The sequence below is a fragment of the Psychrobacter sp. FDAARGOS_221 genome (assembly GCF_002313155.2).
Classification (GTDB): domain Bacteria; phylum Pseudomonadota; class Gammaproteobacteria; order Pseudomonadales; family Moraxellaceae; genus Psychrobacter.
The window spans coordinates 3,013,914-3,027,779 of the sequence record NZ_NWFK02000001.1; the positions used below are offsets into that span (position 1 = coordinate 3,013,914).

The following is a 13,866-nucleotide window of genomic DNA, read 5'->3' on the forward strand; positions in this document are numbered from 1 at the left end:
GGTGAGCTATTTATACATCTTGTATCACAATTAATCAAAAAAACGGTTAATAATAATTAAGCGTCTTATTCTTTGTTAATCTGAACATATTTATCAAAGTTTTCAGCATAGTCATCTAAGTTGTCACTTAGCATTTGACGATACTGCTTCATGTAAAACTCGATAATCTCTTCTTTTTCTTTCGCCAAGTCACTGCCTTTAACAAAGCCGATAGAGGCCACAGAAGCAGTATATCGAGCAGCGGCATATAACAACGATGCGCCAACTTGTCCTGAATGAGATTGAGGACCTAATTGGCTGTTGGCCAACTCAATAACTGCGTCAGCACGTTTGTAAAAGGCTTCGATGTCTTGAGAAAGCGGCTGTTGATTGTCAGTATTGTTTGTTTTATCAGTCATAGTATTATCTTATTGAGACCTATTTAAATTTAAGTTTTGGTTTGGTTGCTCAAGTGAATAGGGCTATTGGCAGGCTAAATTATAGGTTAGCATCTGCTCTTAATTGATCGGCCTTATCTGTTTTTTCCCATGTAAACGCAGTATCAGAGCCTGGACGACCAAAGTGGCCGAAGGTTGCTGTTTGCTGATACATAGGTTGTAACAGATTTAGCATATTTGTGATGCCGTAAGGGCGTAGGTCAAAGTGAGTGCGAATCAGCTCAATAAGAACATCATTGCTCACTTTTTCAGTACCAAACGTATTGACTGAGATAGAGGTTGGTTCAGCCACACCAATGGCATAACTGATTTGAACTTCACAGCGCTCAGCTAGACCAGCAGCAACTAAGTTCTTAGCAACATAACGACCGGCGTAGGCAGCACTGCGGTCAACTTTTGAAGGGTCTTTACCACTAAAGGCACCGCCGCCATGACGTGCCATACCGCCATAGGTATCAACAATGATTTTACGGCCGGTTAGGCCTGCATCACCTACTGGACCACCGATGACGAATTTGCCAGTCGGGTTGATGTGATAGCGGGTTTCTTTATGTAGCAGATGGGTTGGCAGTACGTGCTTGATGATTTCTTCCATCACCGCTTCTTGCAGATCTTTTTGTGAGATGCTTGGGTCATGCTGAGTCGACAATACTACCGCATCAATGGCTGATGGTGCGCCATTGGCATATTTTAAGGTAACTTGTGCTTTGGCATCTGGACGCAGCCAAGATAGGGTGCCAGCACGGCGCAATTCAGATTGACGCTCCATTAAGCGGTGGGCAAACTCGATAGGCGCAGGCATTAATACTTCGGTTTCGTTACTGGCATAGCCGAACATTAAGCCTTGGTCACCAGCACCTTGATCTTCAGGATTGGTGCGATCAACGCCTTGGGCAATCTCAGGTGATTGTTTACCAATCATGTTAATGACGGCACAGGTCTCACCATCAAAGCCAAGATCTGAATGATGATAGCCAATACCTTTCACCGTATCACGGACGATGCGTTCAATATCGACATTGGCAGTGGTAGAAATTTCACCTGCTAATACCACAGCACCTGTTTTTACTAAGGTTTCACAAGCTACGCGAGCATGTAAATCCTCTTTCATGATGGCATCAAGCAAGGCGTCTGAGATTTGATCTGCCATTTTATCTGGATGGCCTTCACTTACAGATTCAGAGGTAAAAAGTTGATAGTTATGCATAATGAGGTATCACTTATAGTCAGCACTTGTATTTAAGAAATTAAGATTTGGAAAATCTGCAAGAACATCACAATGGTGTTCATGGTCTGTTGAACATTCAAACGAATTATTGATCGGTTACGCTTATTTTTAAGGGTAGTTGCGTGTTTATTTGAATGTTTAACAGACCCTCGGCGTAAAACTTATCTATTTTACCCTGAATGGCAATAAAACTCTAGCGAGCAACAGTCATTACTAGATTAATAATTTTCAGCTTAGGTCTGTGTTAAAGTTCAGCAAACTTTTGCTTGTCTTTGAACATACACTCTTTATAAACAGGGCATTCACCGCATTTCGGTGTACGTGCTTGGCAGGTATAGCGGCCATGCAAAATTAGATAGTGGTGTGCATCGACAAGATAGGCTTCTGGTACCCGTTCAAGCAGCTTTTTTTCAACCGCAAGTACGGTAGGGCCAGTGGCCAGTCCGGTTCGATTACTGACTCGAAAGATATGGGTATCAACCGCCATTGTGGGCTGTCCAAAAGCGGTATTTAGTACCACGTTTGCTGTTTTGCGACCGACGCCAGCCAATGCTTCTAAATCTTTGCGATTATCCGGTACATGGCTGTTGTGTTTATCAATCAAGTCTTTACAGGTTTTAATCACATTTTTTGCTTTAGAGTTAAATAAGCCAATGGTCTTAATATACTCTTTGAGCCCGTCTTCTCCGAGTGCATAGATAGCTTCAGGCGTATTAGCCACAGCAAACAATTTACGCGTCGCAATATTGACACTAATGTCAGTCGCTTGCGCTGATAGGATAACCGCGATTAATAGTTCAAAGTCGCTGCTGTACTCAAGCTCAGTGACAGGCTCATCAATGGCAGCAGCCAGCTTGTCAAAAAAAGCCATCACATTGCGATTGGGCAAGCGTCTTGAAGGTGGGGTGTCCGCTGTTTTGTGTTTAATAACTCGACTCATAGTCTGGGTATATTTCCTAAGGGTCTGAATATAGTGTTGATTAAATAAAATAATCAATTCATTAATTAATTAATTAATTAATCAAACAAATGATCACTGTTATTGCTATCAATGTTCATAATCATTGTTAGATTTTAGCCTAGTCAAGCTGCGCTAATTGCTGCTTTAAATCATCCAGCTCTGCTTGTTTTTTATCGTTAGCGCGCACACTCAGCTGTTTTTCTAACTTTTTGATTTTAGTGCGTAATTTTGCGGCGGCAATGGTAGCTTTTGCTTTTTGGGCATCGATATCTAAGCTTTGATGTGAGGCATTACCTAACAAAGTCTCTACCATACTGGTCACTGGCTTAGCATGGCTTTTGTCCGTCATTTGCTGAGCCACTCGATTCAAGTGAGTATGATAGCGGCCGCGAAGATGAGCCTGCTCCTTATCTCGATATTCAGCAGTTTCAAGCTCTGATGCGCGTGGTACTTGCACTAGGTCAATGCAGTCTACAGGGCAGGGCGGTAGGCATAACTCACACCCAGTGCATAGATCAGTAATGATGGTGTGCATGTGCTTGCCAGTGCCTACGATGGCATCGACAGGGCAGGCAGGTATGCATTTGGTGCAGCCAATACAGTCATCTTCACGAATGACGGCGCGCACCTCAGTTGGTCTTTGAGTATTAGGGTCAACAGGCCAAGGCGATTCACGAGCAATCAAAGTCTCACGTTGCATAATCGTAGCGATGGCATTACTAACCGGCTGACCACCTGGAACACATCTGTTGTGCGGCTCATCCTCTGTTACGATTGCAACCGCATAAGGCAAGCAGCCGTCTGAATGATCACATAAGCCACACTGAGTCTGAGGCAGACACGCATCAACGGCAGCTATAGTTTGTTGCTGCTCAGCGGATAACTGTTGCAAATTTAGGCGATCAAATAAAATCGGTAGATTGTCCAAGCGTTCAGGTATCACTAATAACCTCACATCTGGTTCATATAGCCAAGCTATCCTGCTAAAAGCTGGCTAATAGAATAACTAATAGAAATAAATAAAAACTAAAATAAGTAGAAATCTAGATAGTTAAGTCACGTACTGAGCAGCTTAAAATCGTAAGAAATAAGGCTGTTTAGAGCGGCGTTAATACAACTAAAATAGCCTAAGCATAGCACTTATATCATGCCGTTTTATGCCGCTAAACTAAGCAGTTGGTATAAGCTGCTGTTTCCAACGTGTAGCGCATGCTTACCTAACGGATGTTGCTGCTGACGTGCGCTCAGCTGATGATCAACAGCTAATAATACATCAGCCACTTTAGCAAATTGTGCATAGCTGTGCGCGTCGCGTTTAATCAGTGTTTGACCGTCTTGATAAAAGGTATCTTCTAAATATAGGGCCAAATGATTGAGTATGTTTGCCGCATCTGTTAACTCTAAAAAGCGAATAGCACCGGCAACTTGCTTTAAGGTCTGTGGAATCTGATGTAATAGTTCATCTGGATATTGTGACCCATCTGTCTCTTCTGCACCTAATACATTAGCCTGATGCGCCGGATTAATTGGATCTAGATAATCACTGATACTGCGTTCTAGACGGCGCAATAATTGACGACATTGTTCAGTTAGGTCTTGATAAGCAGACTGCAGCTGATGAATAGAAATACTCGCGTTATTGAGTTGCCATGCCTGCGCACCTGGAGTATGTGCATTTGACATGCGAATAGCCGCGTTTTCTGCTTGAATCAAGTCTGCTAAAAAGCTATCTAATTGTTGATCAGAGGGCTGTTGCCATTGTGACAGTTGCTGAGCGCTTTGGCGTAGAGTATTTGCCACTGGTGCTAGTTTTAATAAGTCAAAGGTTGAGGCAAGTGCCAGTAATTTGTGATTGATATCATCAAAACTAACGTCTACAGGCTCGCTTTGGCTGCCATCATTGACTAGCGCATGCACTTCAACTTTAATATCACTAATCTCTTGCTGTAATAGCTCATTTAATTGGGTAGCAATCTTTTGATCAGGCCCATACATAAAGTGCGCAAACTGATTGAGCTGCGCTTTATCGAGCTGATTATGTTCAAGGCTTTGTTTTAATTGGACCGCCCATTCATTGGATTGTAAACAGGCAAAGCTTACCAAGTCGGCAAAGCGTTGATCGTCTGCTGGCAGGTAGTTATGGAACTGTTGATCTAAAAATATAAAGAGGCGTTTTTGCGCTTCGTTTAATGGCAATATTTTGGCCAAATCTTTGGTAGCGGCTTGTGCCGCCTGCCAGAATAAGCTGGATGATTTTTGGGCAACTCGGTGACAAGCCTGGAACATCGCATCCAGTTTTTGTAGCTGGTCGTTGGTTAGTTGTGGCTGACCTGTATGATTAGGCACATCGGCTTTGACGGATAAAGCCACTGCCAATCCAGAACGATAGGCGGTTGCTAGTAGCGACTGATCTAAGCCAAGCTCAGTGATGGATTGAAAGTTTTGAGCAGGGTTGGCTAGAGTGATTTGACTAAAGTCATCAGAGATAAGGTCGTTTTTAGCAAGCGTAGATTGACCAATCAGCTGTAATAACTGGTTAATAATAGGCAGTAGCAAAGAGGGCTCTACGGTTTCTTGTAACAGCACAAACTCAATATAGCGCTCTAATATCATCACTGCTTGTGACAGGGAAAGAATAAGCGGTTTGTTTTGATTATTCCCTTGCTCATATAGGTGTTGCAGCGCTTGTGCAATTGCCTTTGTTAGTTGGCTAGCTCCTGATAAATCAATCAGCTCAAGGACAGCGGTCAATTGCTGAAATGAGGCAACTGAATCGAGCAGTAGCGGTGCTTGCTCGATGTCATCATAAAACTCAGTTAGATGCTGCTCAGCAACCCTCAGTGTGGTCTTAATCTCAGGACGCAATAGATACAAAGAATTCAGATCAAAGTTTGTAACACTGATTGCTTGAGTGGCTGGTTGCGTGTGTGCTGCTGTCATAAGAGTACCGGTTAATAAAAAAGTCCATTTTAGGTTTTAGCTTGATTTGCTCATAAGCTCTACTTGCTCATCATTTATCTAATAATTGATCTAATCAATTAGCTACTAAGATACAGGTTATGCGCTAAAGGCTGCTGAGTGGCTGATTTTTGATACAGCATGCTAGGTAGCGATTGCGGATCGACCACTTGATGAAAACAGGTGATGCCTTGAGTGTCTGCTAAACTTGGATGCTTGCCAACTAATTTTGCTACCCAGCTAACATGGTCGTTAAATTGAGCTTTAGCCGCCAAAAGTTTGTCAGCCAAATGACTAAAGTTAGCGTGTGAACTTGCCCCTTCGGTCTGAATGTCCTCATCAATAGCAAGGGCAACCTGGCCACCTGTCATGGCCAAATACACTTCTGCTAAAATCTCGGAGTCAAGTAATGCTCCATGGAAGGTACGGTCCATTTTACCAACGTTTAGACGGCGTACTAATGCATCCAAGGTGTTCTTTTGGCCAGGATATTGTTGTTTAGCCAGTACTAATGAGTCGGTAACGGTGATTTTTTCAGCAAAATCTGTCAAACCAACTTTATCAAACTCCATCGATAAGAAGCTGATATCGAACGGCGCGTTGTGAGCGATAACTTCAGCGCCAAGCATAAAGTCATACAGCTGCTGAGCAACTTTATCGAAGGTTGGTTTATCGGCTAAAAAGGCTTCAGAAATACCGTGAACGCGAATAACTTCTTCATCCATACCGCGTTGAGGGTTGATATAGACGTGCAGCTTTTCACCGGTGAATTTGCGGTTCACCAGCTCTACGATACCTACCTCAATGATGCGGTCCCCTTTGAGTGCGTCCAGACCTGTGGTCTCGGTATCCATAATAAGCTGACGACCAGACTCACCGCTATGAATAGGCTTTGGCAATAACGGCTTAAAATGGGGGTTAGCACGACTGGTATCACCGTCAAATTCAATCTCTGCTTCAACCAATTCAGTTTCTGTTGTCTCTACTATGGGCGCATCAACAGGCATGTTTTGATCTAGTGGGTCGTTAAAAGTTTGGTTCATGGTGTTATCGTTATCTTCTATAGGATAGGGTTCATCAGCGACAACATCATCAAAGCCTAAAGGGTCGCTAAACAGCCAATCATCTGAAGTTGATTGTGCGCTATCGACTGCTGATGAATGAGATAAATAGTCTGTCGTTGAATGATCGTTCATTTTTTGAGCTTGGTTTTTTCGAGCTTCGATTTCTTGTGCTTGGCTTTGCTGTTTTTGGCTTGGGGTTTGAGTTGCCAAGCTATCTTCTGTTTGAGTCGTAGTTGCCGAATTATTCAGTTTTTTTTTAAGGCTTCTGATTCATTTGAGTCGCCTGCAGGTGCTGATGGGGACTCTGAAGACTCAAGGATACCTCTATTGGCCAGCTCATCGGCTTTTTCATTACCTTCATGTCCGGCATGACCTTTCACCCAGTGCCAGCTAACATCACGGTTTTGCTGTAGCGCATCTAATCGTTGCCACAGTTCCTGATTTTTAACCGGTTTGTTCGCTGCTGTCTTCCAACCTTTTTTCTTCCAATTGTCAATCCATTGGGTGATACCATTTTTGACATAACTTGAGTCGGTCCAAATTTCAAGGGTTTGGTCTTGCGGGCTTTTTTCTAGAGCAACAATGGCACCCATAAGCTCCATTTGGTTATTGGTAGTGTGCGCATCGCCACCAAAATGTTCAGCCTGCTGACCATCACTAAACACTAAAAATGCACCCCAACCGCCTGGACCAGGGTTACCTTTACAGGCGCCGTCGGTAAACGCCACAGTGGTATTAGGTTTAGGATTTAGTACAGACATAGATGCTCACTCAAAAATTTAAATCTAAAATGTGACAGGTTTTAAAATGACAATGTTAACGCTAATAACAAGTCAAAAGGTAACATGTTAAGTAGGATTAATAGTAAAACTATTATTGCGGTTAGTATATCAAAAATCACTGCCCATTTGCGCCTTCAACTTATTTATTGTCAGCGTCTGACTGTTGGTTTTAAATGATAACAATCGTACCAAGTTGCTTTAAGTTTGTTAAAATGGGCGCAGTGTTTGATTAGGGTATACGTATCATGATTATTGATATCTACAACACCTGAAAAAACAGCCTTAAGGCTAATAGTTAGTCTATTAATGACCTTATTTTATATTTTCAGCAATAGCTGCTACTTTTACCCACACTGGGGCGATTAGGAATATTATTTTGAACTTTTATACGATGAAAAAACCTGCTTTTACTGCCTTGATGCTGAGTGCAGTGTTTATGGTTTCAGCCTGTAGTAACAATAACGATGACAGTCAAAGCACTGGCGACAACACTAATGCTAGCGACGCACAAGTGGCAGCCAATCAGTACGATGAAGTATTTGCAGGGTGTTACACCGTCAGCAAAGATGAACCGGCTCAAATCAAAATCAGCACCCAAGATCAGGGCCTAGTGATGCAGATGAAAGAGCCAAAGTCTGCTGGTAGAGTTTGGGATGATCCTGAGCCTTTAGAGCCGATCGATTTGGATCAAACAGAAAAGTACTTTTCAATCGACAAAAACAATCTGACAGCCATGATTGGTCGTCCAGATCGAGTACTGGTGCTAGGCCATATTAAGTCTGCTTACGTCAATATCAATCCAACCCTAGATAGCCCATATTTAGGATTCATCTTGCAAGGAGCAAATACCATTTACAAGGTAGCCTGTGATGACAACGTCAATATGGACTTAGTTAGTGAAGAAGACATGAGTAACATTACGGTTAAGCCAATCGGTAAAGTGGATACTGAATAAGTCAGCAACAAGCAAAAGGGTAGAGTAACATGGGTTTTTTAAATTACTTATTATTGGGTGCATTGGCTTATGCGGCTGGCTGGGCAGTGCGTATTTATGTGTTAGAAAATGGACCACGTCCTGAGCAAGCTTATAGCTTACAACATCCTAAAGTAATCCAGATTTTGGCTTTATTCTTGCTAGTAATGCTTATTATCTCGACATTGTTGGGACGTTTTGTGCTTGGCCATGAGGGTTTTGATTGGGCATTTATTATCGTCAATAGTGTATCAGCCACTTTTGTTTTCTCTTTTGGGTTAAGTCCAGATCATATTCGTCACGACTTACCCGATTAAAAAGAGTTTAGTAAATATCTTAATGAGATAACAAAAAAACCGCCTCAATAAGAAGCGGTTTTTTTGTATTTAGACTATCTATATAACAATCACTCAGACTAATTGCTATTAGCAGGGTTTACAGGGGTAATATAAACATCTGCTTCATTGCTAGACTCATCTGAAGTATTAGCCGGTGCAACCGGTTGCTGTGGTGCAGGTTGCGGTTGCGAGGTAGAAGTGCGAACCGGTGTTGCTTGCTGCTGTTGTTTATAAGCAGGTATTGGTTTTGCTGCTTCAATCGCATCGGCTTGCTGCGCAGAGATTACATTTGGACCACTGGTTGCTCTGATGATTTCAGCTTTTTGCTGTTGGTCAGATTTACCATCGAATACATTGACCAAGTTGCGGTTACGCGCCACAGGTACAGTTGCCGTATTCAAGTTAGCACCACCGCCTAAAGCTTCATATAGATCAATCTGGTTGGTAAGACGCTCTTGCTCCAGATTTAAGATGCTTTGCTGTGCAGAGAACAATGAACGTTCCGCATCAAGCACACTTAGATAGTCATCCACTTGCGCTTCAAATCGTGCTTGCGCTACTTCTAAGATTTGTGAGAAGCTGTCTTGAACACGGTATTGAGACTCCGTTCTTTGTAATAACGTGGCACGATCTGCAAGAACATCATTGACTTCTCTAAACGCATTCTCAATCGTATTTTCATACTCAGCCAACGCTTGATCACGTTCAACCTGAGCCACTTCATAATTGGCATCACGCTGACCGGCATCAAAGATAGGCAGATTAATAGAAGGCCCAAATGACCAGCTCGCTGAACTGCTGTTAAACAAGTCCGATAAGCTATCACTGCGATAGCCTAAGTTACCGGTTAAGCTGATGGTTGGGTAATAAGCAGCACGCGCTACCTCAATATTGGCACCCGCTGCCTTTAATCTGTGTTCTGCTTGTACCACATCTGGACGTAACTGAAGTAGCTCACTTGGTAGGCCTGCGCTAAGTACTTGACTAGAAGTGATCGAAGAAACTGCAGGCTCTGGTAGCATGTCTTCTGTGATAGGCGCGCCGACCAAGTATTTTAGGGCGTTACGAGCTTTTAAGATGTTGCTTTCAGCGTCGTAGGCAGCAATGCGCGCTGTTTCGGCCGATGCTGCTGCCTGTAATGAAGGGGACTTAGGGTCAATCCCAGCTTCTAAGCGTGCTCGAGTAATGTATAAAGAGCGCTCACGACTCTCAAGTGTACTTTTCGCCAGTTCAAGCTGTTTCAACTGATAGCTTAAGTTGACATAGTTACGCGCAATGTTTGCAATTAAGCTTACTTGAGCGGTTTCTTTAGCAGCGGTTGTCGCTAGATACTCTTCTAAAGCCTGCTCTTTTAGGTTGCGAATTCTGCCCCAAAAGTCGAGCTCATAGCTTGACATACCTAAGCCAACTTGGAATCTATTGCCATCGTTGTTATAGCCCATCTCACTGCCACGTGAATAAGAGCCATTGGCTTCGACACTCGGCAAGTCTCTGCTGTCTGTGATTCGATACTGAGCTTGCGCTCTTTGAATCGCCAGTACTGCTTGTCTAACGTCTTTATTGTTATCAAGACCAAGCTGAATTAACTGTTGTAGTTTAGGGTCAGTATAAAAGCTTTGCCAGCGCACAGCCGCATGACTAATCGGCGGCTGATTGGGATCTGTTAGCTCATAGCCTTCACCTGCTAGTGGCAGGTTAGGGCGAGCAACAACAGGATCAGTTTCCGCTTTTGGAATGGTTTGACAAGCACTAATAGCAATCGCCAAGGTTGACAAACCAAACAAGCGTGACATTTTTTTAGTCGTAGTCATAGTTCGGGCACTCACGGTTCGATCTTTTTGATTAAGGATATTAAATGAAGATGTCATCATTGAGTGTTGTCTCCAAAATTAGCTGGGGTAGTAGGCGTTACTACAGTGCTATCAGGTGAATGAGCAGGTGCGTTTGGCGTCGAAGGTGTTGAACCCGAAGTAGGTCCATTACCACCATTGTTATTGCCTTTGTATTTAAATACTGAGCGCACCCAAACATAGAACATTGGGATGAAGAAAATACCCAAGAAGGTCGCTGTAATAACACCGCCAACCACACTGGTACCAATCGCGTTTTGGCTACCTGCACCAGGACCAGTTGCAAGATATAAAGGAACAACACCCAGACCAAATGCCAATGAAGTCATGATGATCGGACGCAAACGCTGTCTTGCTGCGAGCATTACCGCATCGCGTAGCGAGTTTCCTTCCTCTTGGTGTTCTTTGGCAAACTCAATAATCAAAATAGCGTTTTTAGCGGACAAACCGACGACGGTTAACAGACCCACCTGCAAGTAAATATCGTTAGCAAATTGTCTAAACCAAGTAAATAATACCGCACCAACAACCCCTAATGGTATCACTAAAATTACCGCAAAGGGTATTGACCAGCTTTCATATAAGGCAGCCAGACATAAGAAGACAACCAAAATAGATAGTGCATATAACAGCGGAGCTTGTGCACCAGATTTTTTTTCTTCAAGTGACAATCCGGTCCACTCATAACCAATACCTTCAGGTAACTGACCGATCATCTGTTCCATAGCCGTCATTGCTTCACCGGTACTCATACCTGGTGCTGCGTTACCTTGAATGTTCATAGATGGAAAGCTGTTATAACGCGTTAGTCGTGGGGAAGCATATTGCCATTCACTATTAGAAAACGCATCAAATGAAATCATTTGGCCTGCTTCATTACGCACATACCACTTGTTAATATCTTCAGGGTTAGTACGACTGTCTGCTTCACCTTGAACGAATACACGCTTAATACGACCTCTGTCTACGAAGTCATTAACATAAGAAGAACCCCAAGCGGTTGAAATGACACTATTAATACCCTGAATAGACAGTCCATAAGCACTGGCTTGTTCATGATCAATATTAACTTTTAACTGAGGGGCATCTTCTTGACCATTCGGACGCACACCAGCGACTTGGTCATTTTGGCCTGCCATGCCCAGTAACTGGTTACGTGCGGCAAGCAATCCTTCATGTCCGACGTTACCCACATCTTGAAGCATTAAGTCAAAGCCACTGGCGTTACCTAGCTCTGTAATGGCTGGCGGTACAATAGCATATACTTGCGCTTCATTAATTTGAGTAAAGAAGTAACCCATTGCCCGATCTGCAATAGCCTGTGCTGAGTTTTCTTCACCAACACGGCCATCCCAGTCAGAAAGGCGAATAAAGGCAATACCCATGTTTTGACCTTGGCCAGCAAAACTAAAACCAGCGACGGTAAACACAGAGGCAACATTATCTTCCTCTTGAGTGTCGTAATAGGTACGAACTTTTTCTAATACGTCTTGAGTATCATCTAGGGTAGAACCAGAGGGCAGCTGAACCAAAGCAATCATAATACCTTGGTCTTCTTCAGGCAAGAATGAGCCTGGAATACGCATGAATACAACAGCCATAATACCGATAATAGCCGCATAGCCTAAAGCGTATAGCCATTTTAGGTTGATACTTTTACCAATAAAACCTTCGTATGAACGACTTGTTTTATCAAATGTGCGGTTGAACCAACCAAAGAAGCCTTTTTTCTCACCTTCTTTTTTACGTTGACGTTTTAGTAAAGTCACACATAAGGCAGGTGTAAATATCAAAGCAACCACTGCCGAAAGTGCCATACTGGTAATCAAGGTAATTGAGAACTGGCGATAAATTACCCCAGTAGAGCCACCAAAGAATGCCATTGGTACGAATACCGCCGCTAGAATCAGAGCGATACCGATAACAACTTTACTGATTTCTCCCATCGACTGCACAGTGGCATCATGGACGGAGATATCCGGATTTTCTTCCAAAATACGTTCGACGTTTTCGACCACAACAATGGCGTCATCCACCAGTAGACCAATGGACAGTACCATCGCGAACATGGTTAAAACGTTAATACTAAAGCCTGCCACATAGAGCACACCAAAAGTACCTAGTAATACAACAGGTACAGCTAGGGTTGGAATAATAGTGGCGCGCCAATTTTGCAGGAATAAAAACATAACCAAGAAGACTAAAATAATTGCTTCAATTAATGTTTTAACAACCTGCTCAATAGATAATTTAACGAAAGGTGTGGTGTCATAAGGGACAACAGAAGCCAAGCCTTGTGGGAAGTTTGCTTCAAGTTCAGCCATACGATCTTCAACCAGTTGTCTGGTTTCAAGCGCATTAGATCCTGGTGCCAGTGAGATACCAATACCAGAAGAAGCTTTACCATTATATAAGGCTTGTACACGGTAACTTTCATTACCCATTTCAACTTTTGCCACATCCCCTAGGCGAACTTGGGCACCGGTGTTATCGGTTTTGATCAGGATATCTTCAAACTGCTGAGGTGTTTGTAGATAGCTTTGAACCGTTACCGTGGCGTTGATAACCTGTTCATCAGTATTTGCAGGAACTTGACCCAATTGGCCGGCAGAAACCTGAGTGTTCTGTGCGCGGATTGCATTAACAACGTCACTGGGTACCAGATTGAAACTGCGCAGACGGTCTGGCTGCAACCAAACACGCATCGCATAAGAGGAACCGAATAGTTGTACCTCACCGACACCATCAACACGGCTGATTTGGTCAACGATATTAGAGGCAACATAGTCGGCAATATCAACGTTGTCCATTGAGCCGTCTTCAGAGATGAAGCCATAAACCATCATAAAGCCACTAGAGGACTTATTAACGTTAACCCCTTGACGCTGTACAGGCTCTGGCAATGAGCTCATTGCTGATTGAAGCTTGTTTTGGACTTGAACTTGTGCTGTATCAGGATCAGTACCGTTTTCAAAGGTTAAGGTAACCGAACCGCTGCCACTAGATGAGCTACTAGAAGACATGTACATTAAGCCATCAAGACCTTTCATACGTTGCTCGATAATCTGAACAACCGAGTCTTCGACGGTTTGCGCATCAGCACCTGGATAGCTGGCACTCACGTTAACCGTTGGCGGCGCAATACGTGGGTACTGTTCAATCGGTAAATTAATGACCGATATGACACCCAGTAACATGATTAAGATTGCAATCACCCATGCAAAAATAGGGCGATCAATAAAAAATCGTGACATGATAAATTCCTTGTCTGCCTA

11 protein-coding genes are annotated in these 13,866 nt (G+C 43.2%); 2 read left to right on the forward strand and 9 right to left on the reverse strand.

Annotation, left to right across the window (positions count from 1 at the left end):
• Positions 1-65: 65 nt before the first annotated feature.
• The 7 genes from A6J60_RS12710 to rnhA all read right to left on the reverse strand — a co-directional run bounded on the left by A6J60_RS12710 (position 66) and on the right by rnhA (position 7,409).
• Positions 66-398, reverse strand: coding sequence for a DUF3144 domain-containing protein (locus A6J60_RS12710; RefSeq protein ID WP_096066302.1), 333 nt, complete (start codon positions 396-398; stop codon positions 66-68).
• Between the two features lie 79 nt (positions 399-477).
• Positions 478-1,644 (reverse strand): methionine adenosyltransferase, encoded by a 1,167-nt coding sequence (gene metK, locus A6J60_RS12715; RefSeq protein WP_096066303.1) that lies wholly within the window; start codon positions 1,642-1,644, stop codon positions 478-480.
• A 265-nt stretch (positions 1,645-1,909) separates the two neighbouring features.
• Positions 1,910-2,605, reverse strand: a complete 696-nt coding sequence (nth, locus tag A6J60_RS12720; protein WP_096066304.1) for an endonuclease III — start codon at positions 2,603-2,605, stop codon at positions 1,910-1,912.
• A gap of 139 nt (positions 2,606-2,744) precedes the next feature.
• On the reverse strand, positions 2,745-3,569 hold the full coding sequence (locus A6J60_RS12725) for an RnfABCDGE type electron transport complex subunit B (RefSeq protein ID WP_096066305.1): 825 nt from the start codon (positions 3,567-3,569) through the stop codon (positions 2,745-2,747).
• A 212-nt stretch (positions 3,570-3,781) separates the two neighbouring features.
• Positions 3,782-5,566, reverse strand: coding sequence for a hypothetical protein (locus A6J60_RS12730; protein WP_096066306.1), 1,785 nt, complete (start codon positions 5,564-5,566; stop codon positions 3,782-3,784).
• A 98-nt stretch (positions 5,567-5,664) separates the two neighbouring features.
• Complete coding sequence (gene dnaQ / locus A6J60_RS13565) at positions 5,665-6,858, reverse strand: DNA polymerase III subunit epsilon (RefSeq protein ID WP_413772368.1); 1,194 nt, start codon at positions 6,856-6,858, stop codon at positions 5,665-5,667.
• 35 nt (positions 6,859-6,893) lie between these two features.
• On the reverse strand, positions 6,894-7,409 hold the full coding sequence (gene rnhA / locus A6J60_RS13755; RefSeq protein WP_096066307.1) for a ribonuclease HI: 516 nt from the start codon (positions 7,407-7,409) through the stop codon (positions 6,894-6,896).
• A gap of 397 nt (positions 7,410-7,806) precedes the next feature.
• Between rnhA and A6J60_RS12745 the strand changes: the two genes are divergently transcribed.
• Both A6J60_RS12745 and A6J60_RS12750 read left to right on the forward strand, forming a co-directional pair.
• Positions 7,807-8,385, forward strand: coding sequence for a hypothetical protein (locus tag A6J60_RS12745; protein WP_227526152.1), 579 nt, complete (start codon positions 7,807-7,809; stop codon positions 8,383-8,385).
• 29 nt (positions 8,386-8,414) lie between these two features.
• The gene (locus A6J60_RS12750; protein ID WP_096066309.1) at positions 8,415-8,720 is read left to right on the forward strand and encodes a hypothetical protein; all 306 of its coding nucleotides are present in this window, start codon (positions 8,415-8,417) and stop codon (positions 8,718-8,720) included.
• Positions 8,721-8,818: 98 nt separating this feature from the next.
• Here A6J60_RS12750 and A6J60_RS12755 read toward each other — a convergent pair whose 3' ends face one another.
• Together A6J60_RS12755 and A6J60_RS12760 are read right to left on the reverse strand one after the other, a co-directional pair.
• Positions 8,819-10,612 (reverse strand): efflux transporter outer membrane subunit, encoded by a 1,794-nt coding sequence (locus tag A6J60_RS12755; RefSeq protein ID WP_227526153.1) that lies wholly within the window; start codon positions 10,610-10,612, stop codon positions 8,819-8,821.
• Positions 10,609-13,845 (reverse strand): efflux RND transporter permease subunit, encoded by a 3,237-nt coding sequence (locus A6J60_RS12760; protein ID WP_096066310.1) that lies wholly within the window; start codon positions 13,843-13,845, stop codon positions 10,609-10,611. The genes A6J60_RS12755 and A6J60_RS12760 overlap by 4 nt, the downstream gene beginning before the upstream one ends.
• Positions 13,846-13,866 lie beyond the last annotated feature (21 nt).